Source organism: Lawsonibacter sp. OA9 (genome assembly GCF_022440585.1).
The window spans coordinates 1-8,631 of sequence record NZ_JAKNTI010000016.1; the positions used below are offsets into that span (position 1 = coordinate 1).

Annotated in this window: 7 protein-coding genes; 4 read left to right on the top strand and 3 right to left on the bottom strand. The window is 46.6% G+C overall.

Annotation, left to right across the window (positions count from 1 at the left end; all coding sequences use genetic code 11):
- Positions 1–970 (top strand): biotin/lipoyl-containing protein (locus tag MCG44_RS00690; RefSeq protein WP_318653884.1); only part of this gene is annotated, 970 nt, incomplete at its 5' end.
- 67 nt (positions 971–1,037) lie between these two features.
- Here the strand turns inward: MCG44_RS00690 and MCG44_RS00695 are convergent.
- The 3 genes from MCG44_RS00695 to MCG44_RS00705 all read right to left on the bottom strand — a co-directional run bounded on the left by MCG44_RS00695 (position 1,038) and on the right by MCG44_RS00705 (position 3,046).
- Entirely contained in the window at positions 1,038–1,622 is a 585-nt protein-coding gene (locus tag MCG44_RS00695; RefSeq protein ID WP_240286253.1) for a TetR/AcrR family transcriptional regulator, read from the bottom strand.
- A gap of 135 nt (positions 1,623–1,757) precedes the next feature.
- Positions 1,758–2,366, bottom strand: coding sequence for a TetR/AcrR family transcriptional regulator (locus MCG44_RS00700; protein WP_240301127.1), 609 nt, complete (start codon positions 2,364–2,366; stop codon positions 1,758–1,760).
- Between the two features lie 29 nt (positions 2,367–2,395).
- A complete protein-coding gene (locus tag MCG44_RS00705; protein WP_240286257.1) occupies positions 2,396–3,046 on the bottom strand; it encodes a GntR family transcriptional regulator in 651 nt (216 codons plus the stop codon).
- A gap of 283 nt (positions 3,047–3,329) precedes the next feature.
- Between MCG44_RS00705 and nifJ the strand changes: the two genes are divergently transcribed.
- From nifJ to MCG44_RS00720, 3 genes are all read left to right on the top strand, one after another.
- The gene (nifJ, locus tag MCG44_RS00710; RefSeq protein ID WP_240286259.1) at positions 3,330–6,836 is read left to right on the top strand and encodes a pyruvate:ferredoxin (flavodoxin) oxidoreductase; all 3,507 of its coding nucleotides are present in this window, start codon (positions 3,330–3,332) and stop codon (positions 6,834–6,836) included.
- A 189-nt stretch (positions 6,837–7,025) separates the two neighbouring features.
- Entirely contained in the window at positions 7,026–8,243 is a 1,218-nt protein-coding gene (locus MCG44_RS00715; RefSeq protein WP_240286261.1) for an NAD/NADP-dependent octopine/nopaline dehydrogenase family protein, read from the top strand.
- Positions 8,244–8,447: 204 nt separating this feature from the next.
- Positions 8,448–8,631, top strand: a 184-nt coding sequence (locus tag MCG44_RS00720) for an ABC transporter permease subunit (protein ID WP_412531123.1), incomplete at its 3' end; no start/stop codon positions are given.

Sequence of the window (8,631 nt, forward strand, 5' to 3'; positions counted from 1 at the left end):
TACCGCGGAAATCTATAAGTACGAGATTCCCGGCGGGCAATATTCCAATCTGAAACCTCAGGTGGAGAGTTTTGGGCTGGGTCACCGTTTTGAAGAAGTAAAGGAAATGTATCAGCAGGTCAATGAGATGCTGGGAGATATCGTAAAGGTAACACCTACTTCCAAAGCGGTTGGAGATCTGGCAATCTTTATGGTGCAGAACGATCTTACACCGGAAAATATATGTGAAAAAGGGGCAGGTATGGATTTCCCTGATTCCACGACATCATATTTTGAAGGCATGATGGGACAGCCTGAGGGAGGCTTTCCGAAAGAGCTCCAGAAGGTAGTACTGAAAGGAAAAACGCCGATTACGGTCGGCCGGGAGAGCTGCTGCCGCCGAGGATCTGGATGGTATCCGCGGGTATCTGAAGTCGGAACTGGGACTTTATGGCACGGACAGGGAAGTGATCAGCTATGCGCTCTATCGAAAGTATTTGAGGATTATGTAAAGGGCCAGCGCCAGGAAGGCAATTTCCGGTATATGGGTTCAGATATCTTTTTTCATGGACTGGAGGAAGGGGAGACCTGTGAAGTAAAACTGAGTGAGGGAAGTTTCCTCATGGTAAAGCTTTGCGAGGTAAGACCTGCGGATGCCGAAGGTTACCGGGATGCTGTGTTCGAAGTGAATGGAAATCGCCGCAGTATCCGGATCAAGGATCTGGATGTGGCGGAAAATGCCCATAATGCGCTGCTGTATGCAGACCCGGAAAATCCCAGAGAGGTCGGAGCACACATCCCGGGGAACATCGTAAAAGTGTTTGTGAAAGAAGGAGAAAGTGTGACCGAAGGCCAGCCCGTGGCGCTGATTGAGGCCATGAAGATGGAAAGCAATATCCTGGCTTCAGCTTCCGGGCAGGCAGAGCGAATCTATGTATCGGAAGGGGAACAGGTAAAAGCAGGACAGATGCTGATAAGGCTTGGGGAGTGAAAAACGAACCGAATATAATACAGGACCCGGCAGATTTGTATTATCTGCCGGGCCCTGCCCTGTTTGTTCAGACTTTTGATATCCCTTTCATGGTCAGACGCACTGCATTGTCTACGATATCTACCAGGCTCCTGCCGGTTTCATCAAAACACCACAATGTCTCAGCCCCAAGCAGGGCGACGATTAATTCCTCTACATAGTGATCACTGGGTATGTCATCGCGCAGCTGATTTTCCAGCTTGCCTTTCTCGACTATTTTTTTCAGTACCCGAAGCAGAGTCCGGTCTCTGCTGATAAAATTATATTCAGGGAAAGAAAAAAAATTGGAGATCATTGCCTTTATGATTCCCTTTCCGTGGTCCTCGTGTTTCGTGTAGGCTATACGGATAAAATCCATCAGCATATCCGAAAAACATTCATCTTCCACCTGTTGATATATTCGTTCATACTGTTCATCTGCCATTTGGATATTATAAAAAATAATATCTGCTTTCGAATCAAAATATGTATAAAAACTTCCCTTTGCTACGTTTGCCTCGGTGGTAATATCTTCGATATTGACGTTGTTGTACCCTTTTTCATTGATGACCTTTAGTGCGGATTCATAGATCTTTTCCCGGGTTTTCAAAGCCATCTGTTTTCTCTTGGTCATATTGCTCATTTCATCCTTCTCAATTTCTATCTCCATTTTTTGATGAACTATACAGATAAGTTCTCAAAGAGTATACATGATTTCTTTTCTTCATGCAACAGTCAATTGGCTCGAAGATATATTCGGATTCCGGCATTATTTTACCATCATACCGAGAGCCATGGTGCGGATCGTCTCGACCATCATGTCGGCCAGACTCTGTCCGCCTGTGTCAAAACACCAGATGACTTCCACGCCCGCCATGGCGGAGAGCAGCTGGGATACACATTCGATGGCAGTCCGGCTATTGCTGACTTCTCCTCTGGCAATGCCCTTTTCTACTATGCGCAGCAGGCATCGGAACAGCGAGCGGTTCTGCCGGTAAAAATCATACTCCGGGAAAGAAAAATAGTTGGAGATAATCGCTTTGATGATACCCTTGCCGCGCTTTTCATACTCCGCATAGGAGAGGCGGATGAAATGTATGATTGTAGGCAGGAATGTTTCCTGCACTGTCTGCTGATAAGCCCATTCATAGATCGCATCTGAACGCTGGATGGTATCCAGTACGATGGTCTCCTTTGACTTGAAATACGTATAAAAACTGCCGCTGGCCACGCCGGCCCGGGAGGTAATATCCTCGATGGTAGTATTGCTGAAGCCCTTTTCATTGATAACCTCCATGGCAGCCTGGAAAATCCTGTCTTTGGTTGCCAGTGCCTGCTGCTGGCGTCTGGTTAATCTGATTGGATTTTTATTTTGCATATATGACCCTCGATCCTAAGAATTTCTGATTATTCATCTGTTCCGTAGCACTTTAAAAGGTATGGGTCGATCTGATAAAAGTCTTGAATGTGCATACAAACCAGCTTTCGCAGTTTGGATAGTTCACTGTTGCAGATGGCTTCGATGATAGGCAGATGATGATGAATCTGCTGCAAACTGTCTTCGATACTGGTATATTTGGAGATTTGAATCAGATGAATCTGTTGATAAATAGCCTTCTGATGTTGATATAGACTGGTATTTCCGGAAATTTCGGCAATCTTCAGATGAAAATCCCCGTCTGCGCGGATCCGTTCGTAGATATTTCCCTGTTCAGCAGCTTCTTCACATGCTGCAGCCAAATTCTTCAGTTCTTCAAAATTTGCTGCGCTGCCATAATAGGATGCCAGTTCAGCAGAAAGGATGTCCTGTACAAGGCGTATGGAACCGATGTCCCGAATCTCCTTATCCGTAAACTCCGCGACGATGGCGCTGCGATTGGATTTGATGGTAACCAGCTCTTCCGATGCCAGACGTCTGATCGCGTCGTGTACAGGTGTACGGCTGATGTTCAGCTGTGAAGAGATCTGCAGTTCGGATATTTTTTCGCCCGGCAGTAACTCCATATGAAAGATTTGTTCTTTGAGTGTTTCATAAGCAATGCTACTTTGAGAACGCATGGATCATGCTCCTTTTTATGTTCTTTAAATATGGAAAAACCTGCTATTTTTCTCCAATTATAGTTATTATACCCTAAGAAATTGCATATTGCAAATGATTTTTTAGAACAATTTACACAAAAAAAACGAGGAAAATTCTTCTGTATTGTTCATTGACTTTTTGCATGGAAAATTCTATATTGAATGTAACTATAATAATTGCATGCAATTATATAAATAGCATGCAATTATTGTGCGGAGCATGTAATGTAAAACGACAAAAGAATTAAGGAGGTAATTAAAAATGTCCAGTAAAAAGGCAATCATGGATGGAAACGAAGCAGCTGCATATATCTCATATGCGTTTACGGAGGTTGCCGGGATTTTCCCGATCACCCCTTCATCTCCCATGGCAGAACATGTAGATGAGTGGGCGGCAAACGGCAAAAAGAATTTATTTGGTCAGCCTGTGGAAGTAGTGGAGATGCAGTCGGAAGGCGGAGCCGCGGGTACTGTTCACGGGGCACTGCAGGCCGGTGCGCTGACCACCACATATACAGCTTCACAGGGATTGCTTCTGATGATTCCGAATATGTATAAGATTGCAGGTGAGATGCTTCCGGGAGTCTTCCATGTGTCAGCCAGAACCCTTTCCGCGCATGCGCTTTCCATATTCGGGGATCACTCTGACGTCATGGGGGTCAGAAGTACTGGCTTTGGCATGCTTGCATCCTCTTCACCGCAGGAAGTTATGGATCTGGGTGCGGTGGCACATCTGGCAGCGATACACGGCAGAATGCCAATTCTGCACTTCTTTGATGGATTCCGTACATCACACGAGATACAGAAGATCGATGCACTCGACTATGAAGATCTCAGACCGCTGCTGGATATGGATGCAGTACGCGCATTTCGTGCGAATTCACTGAATCCGGAACATCCGGCAACAAGAGGGACCACGGTGAACCCTGATATCTTTTTCCAGTGCCGCGAAGCTTTGAATGTAAAATACGACAAAATCCTCGATTCCGTAGAACTTTACATGGAAGAGATCAATAAGCTGACCGGCCGGGACTATCATCTGGTGAATTATTACGGAGCACCGGATGCAGAGCGGGTGATCGTTCTCATGGGCTCTGCGGCGGAGACGGCGAAAGAAACCATCGACTATCTGGTGGCAAAGGGTGAAAAAGTTGGAATGCTGAACGTGCATCTGTACCGCCCCTTCCCGGCAGAATATTTCCTGAAAGCAGTTCCGGAGACGGCGAAGAAGATCGCAGTGCTGGACCGCACCAAAGAACCGGGTGCCATGGGAGAACCATTATATCAGGATATCTGTGCTGCCTGTAAAGGAAAGACTGATGACGTGGAAATCGTAGGCGGCCGTTATGGTCTGAGCTCCAAGGATACCACACCGGCACAGCTGGTAAGCGTATTTGAGAACCTGAAAGCAGAATATCCAAAGGATAACTTTACCATCGGCATCGAGGATGATGTTACCTTTACCTCACTGCCCGTGAGCGAAGAGATCAATACGACACCGGAAGGTGTGACCAATGCGGAGTTCTGGGGCTTAGGTTCTGACGGTACTGTGGGAGCGAATAAGAACTCCATTAAGATCATAGGAAATGCCACGGACCTGTACTGTCAGGCATATTTTGTATATGACTCCAAGAAATCCGGAGGATTGACCCAGTCGCATCTGAGATTTGGCAAAAATCCCATCCGTGCTCCTTATCTGATTCAGGCAGCGGATTTTGTACAGTGTTCCAATCCGTCCTATGTGAACAAATACGATATGGCTGCAAATCTGAAAGACGGTGGTATCTTCCTTTTAAACTGCAGCTGGGATCAGGAAGAACTGGAGAGACACCTGCCTGCATCTATGAAACGTGCACTTGCGGCGAAGCATGCCAGACTGTATACCATAGATGCCATCCGAATCGCCAGGGAGATCGGTCTTAGGAACCGTACCAATACCATTCTGCAGGCGTCCTTCTTCAAACTGGCAGAGGTTATTCCTCTGGAGCAGGCGATTCAGGAGATGAAAAATGCCAACTACAAGTCCTACTTTAAGAAAAAAGGCCAGGAGATTGTTGATATGAACAACAATGCCATTGACTATGGAATCAATGAGCTCAATGAGATTCAGATTCCGGAAAGCTGGGCGATGGCAGAGGATGTGTCGGCAAAGCGCGATGTGCCGGAATTCATCACGGAAGTTGTTGACGTGATGAACCGCCAGCAGGGTGACGTGTTGAAGGTCAGCCAGATGACCAAGTACGGACTTGAGGATGGAACCTGGCCGTCAGGTACGACGAAGTATGAAAAACGCGGTGCGGCAGTGGACGTTCCCGAATGGGATGCCACAAAGTGTATTCAGTGCAACCAGTGTGCATTGGTCTGCCCTCACGCAGCCATCCGTCCGGTTCTGGTTACTGCGGAAGAAAAGGAAGCGGCTCCTGCTGGATTTGAAACCGTACAGACGAAAGGAAAAGGTCTTGAGAAATATGAATACCGTATGCAGGTATCCCCTTATGACTGTACCGGATGCGGAAGCTGTGTAAATGTATGTCCGGCAAAGGAAAAAGCGCTGTCGATGAAACCCATGGAGAGTCAGATAAAAGAGGCGGCCAACTGGAATTATGGTGTGGATGAAGTCGAGATAAAGAGAGATGCCATTAACAATAAGAGTATTAAAAATGTACAGTTTGCAAAACCATACTTTGAATTTTCAGGTGCCTGTGCAGGATGTGGTGAGACACCGTATATTAAGCTGGTAACGCAGCTGTTCGGTGAAAGAATGTATATTACAAATGCGTCCGGATGTTCTTCAGCGTATGGCGGATCCACCCCGGCATCACCGTACTGTACAGACAAGAGAGGATACGGACCCAGCTGGGCGATGTCACTCTTTGAAGACAATGCAGAGTACGCATATGGATATCTGCTGGGACAGGATACCATCAAGAAACAGCTGGCAGACAAAGTAGAGAGGCTGAAAGAAAACGGTATTGCCCAGGAGGCATGTATGGCTTATCTGGAGAAAGGAAAAGATCCTGAGGTGACACGCCAGGTCAGTGACGCCCTTCTGGCAGCGATCGAAGGTGTGGAGAACGAGGAAGCGGTCTTCATCCGTGATAACAGGGAATTCCTCACCAAGAAGAGTGTATGGGCCTTTGGCGGCGACGGCTGGGCTTATGATATTGGTTATGGAGGTCTGGACCATGTACTTGCCAGCGGCCGTGATATCAACCTGCTGGTACTGGATACAGAGGTATATTCCAACACAGGCGGACAGGCATCGAAGTCTACGGCTGCCAGCGCCATTGCCAAATTCGCGGCGGGCGGAAAAGAGACCAAGAAGAAAGACCTGGGCATGATGGCCATGAGCTATGGTTACGTTTATGTGGCACAGGTGGCTCTGGGATCCGATCCGGCACAGACCCTGAAAGCGATCCGTGAAGCGGAAGCATACGACGGACCGTCCCTTGTGATCTGCTATTGTCCGTGTATTGAGCACCATATGAAGGCGGCCATGGGCATGAGTATAACAGAAGAGAAGAATGCCGTGGAGGCAGGATACTGGCATCTGTACCGCTACAACCCGGATCTGAAGAAAGAAGGCAGGAATCCTTTCCAGATGGATTCCAAAGAGCCGAAGGGCAACTTCCGTGATTTCCTGATGGGAGAGAACCGGTATGCATCCTTAAAGATCGCTTTCCCGGAGAAGGCAGAAGACCTGTATGCCAAGGCGGAAGCAGATGCGAAAGAGCGTTATCAGTCCTATATGAGGCTGACACAGCAATAATGTCGCCTGACTTACTGTCAAAAAAAAGCGGGCAAGTTGCACAAAAAATCTACAAAAATATTATGGTATTTACTATATTTACACAAAGGGCGATTACTGTTACAATTAAATCAACACATTGAATGACAATCAATGAATAAGACCCAATGAAAATGGGACTAAAAGGAGGAAATGAAAGTGTCAGCAGATATGAGCTATTTAAAGGACATGCCGATTGCGATTTTAGGCTGTGGTGCGGTTGGAAAAACAATGGCAGGTGACTGTGCACTGGCTGGATCAACAGTGAGACTTTGGGAACAGGAAAATTTTAAGCATAATCTGAAAAACCTGACGAGAACGGGGATTAAACTTACAGGGAACCAGTTCAGCTATTATGGATTTGAGAGACGTGGCGTAGGGCATGTGGACATGGTGACTACCGACATGGCGGAAGCGGTTAGGGGTGCCGGAATCATCATCGTAGCTACGGTTGCAATGGCACATGAATCAGTTTTCCGTCAGTTAGTCCCGCTCCTGGAAGATGGCCAGGTGATCCATATTCTTCCGGATAACTGCGGTACATTCATATGCAGAAAGATCATGCGTGAACTGAATTGTACCAGGAAGGTGATCGTCGGTGCCTGGTATACGGCTCCTTACGGTGTTCGTATCGTAAAACGCGGCGGCGTTGTAACGAATGAATGTAAGATCGAAGACCGTATCACGACTATCCGCGGTGCAGCCCTGCCTCAGGCAGATACCGATGCTTTTATCGAGTCTGCACAGTACATACCGGCACTGGATGCGATCCGCACCGGTGATGGATTCGTAAAAGGTACGACTGTTGTGGACATTAACCTGTCCAACGTTAATCCTGTTATTCATGTCCCGGGAACTGTTCTTGGTGCTGCGGTCATGCAGAACTTTGATACGGTATTGGGACAGGACAAAAAGAACTACTCTCTGTATGGATTTGCCCTGTGTCCTGCGATCGCAGAAGTACAGGCAGTCTTCTGGGAGGAAGAAAAGGCACTGGCCAAAGCCATGAAAGTAGACATTTGTACTGTTAATTATGAGGACTTCTTTTCTCGTACTACCATGTATGGGAAAGAGTATATGGGTCCGGACTTTGCAGTACCGTTCGAGGAGAAATATGAGAACTTCTACGGTGACGGTCCTTTTGACCTGGAGAACCGTTACATCACAGAAGATGTTCCGGTAGGATGCTATCTGATTCAGCAGCTGGGCAGGAAGTACAATGTTCCGACGCCGACGGTTGACTGCATGATCTATCTGGCTAATGTGATGATCAAGCGCGATCTGATTGCAGGAAGCAAATATACTCTGGATTATCTGGATATTGATCATATGACAGATGAGCAGCTGCAGAAATATCTGTATGACGGAGAGTTTACTCCGAAGCAGTGATAAGAAGCAAAAGGTTCTCTCTCGTGATTAAATATATGTACTTTCAATTTGGGAAGGCCGTTTAGAAACAGTAGGCATATTTCAAATGGATTGATTGGAATATGCCTACTGTTTTACAAAAAAATATTGTACTTAAAAAAAATACAAGAGAGAAATCTGAAGCTGTAAATTTGTTACCTTATGAGAAAGAGTAGGAGGATAAAAATGATTGAATTATTTATCAGCGCCTTTCTGAAGGGAGGCATGTATATCCTGATCAGTATGGGATTGTCGCTGGTTTATGGCGTCATGAAGATACCGAACTTTGCTCATGGAGAGTTCTATCTGATCGGTGCGTATTGCTCGTATATCGGGCTTTCCATGCTGAAACTTCCAGGTGTTGTCGTCA

What these genes read in the sequence shown, in the direction of transcription:
- nifJ (WP_240286259.1), top strand. Translation starts at nt 3,330, where the DNA reads ATGTCCAGTAAAAAGGCAATCATGGATGGAAACGAAGCAGCTGCATAT.
- MCG44_RS00705 (WP_240286257.1), bottom strand. Translation starts at nt 3,046, where the DNA reads ATGCGTTCTCAAAGTAGCATTGCTTATGAAACACTCAAAGAACAAATC.
- MCG44_RS00695 (WP_240286253.1), bottom strand. Translation starts at nt 1,622, where the DNA reads ATGACCAAGAGAAAACAGATGGCTTTGAAAACCCGGGAAAAGATCTAT.
- MCG44_RS00700 (WP_240301127.1), bottom strand. Translation starts at nt 2,366, where the DNA reads ATGCAAAATAAAAATCCAATCAGATTAACCAGACGCCAGCAGCAGGCA.
- MCG44_RS00715 (WP_240286261.1), top strand. Translation starts at nt 7,026, where the DNA reads ATGAGCTATTTAAAGGACATGCCGATTGCGATTTTAGGCTGTGGTGCG.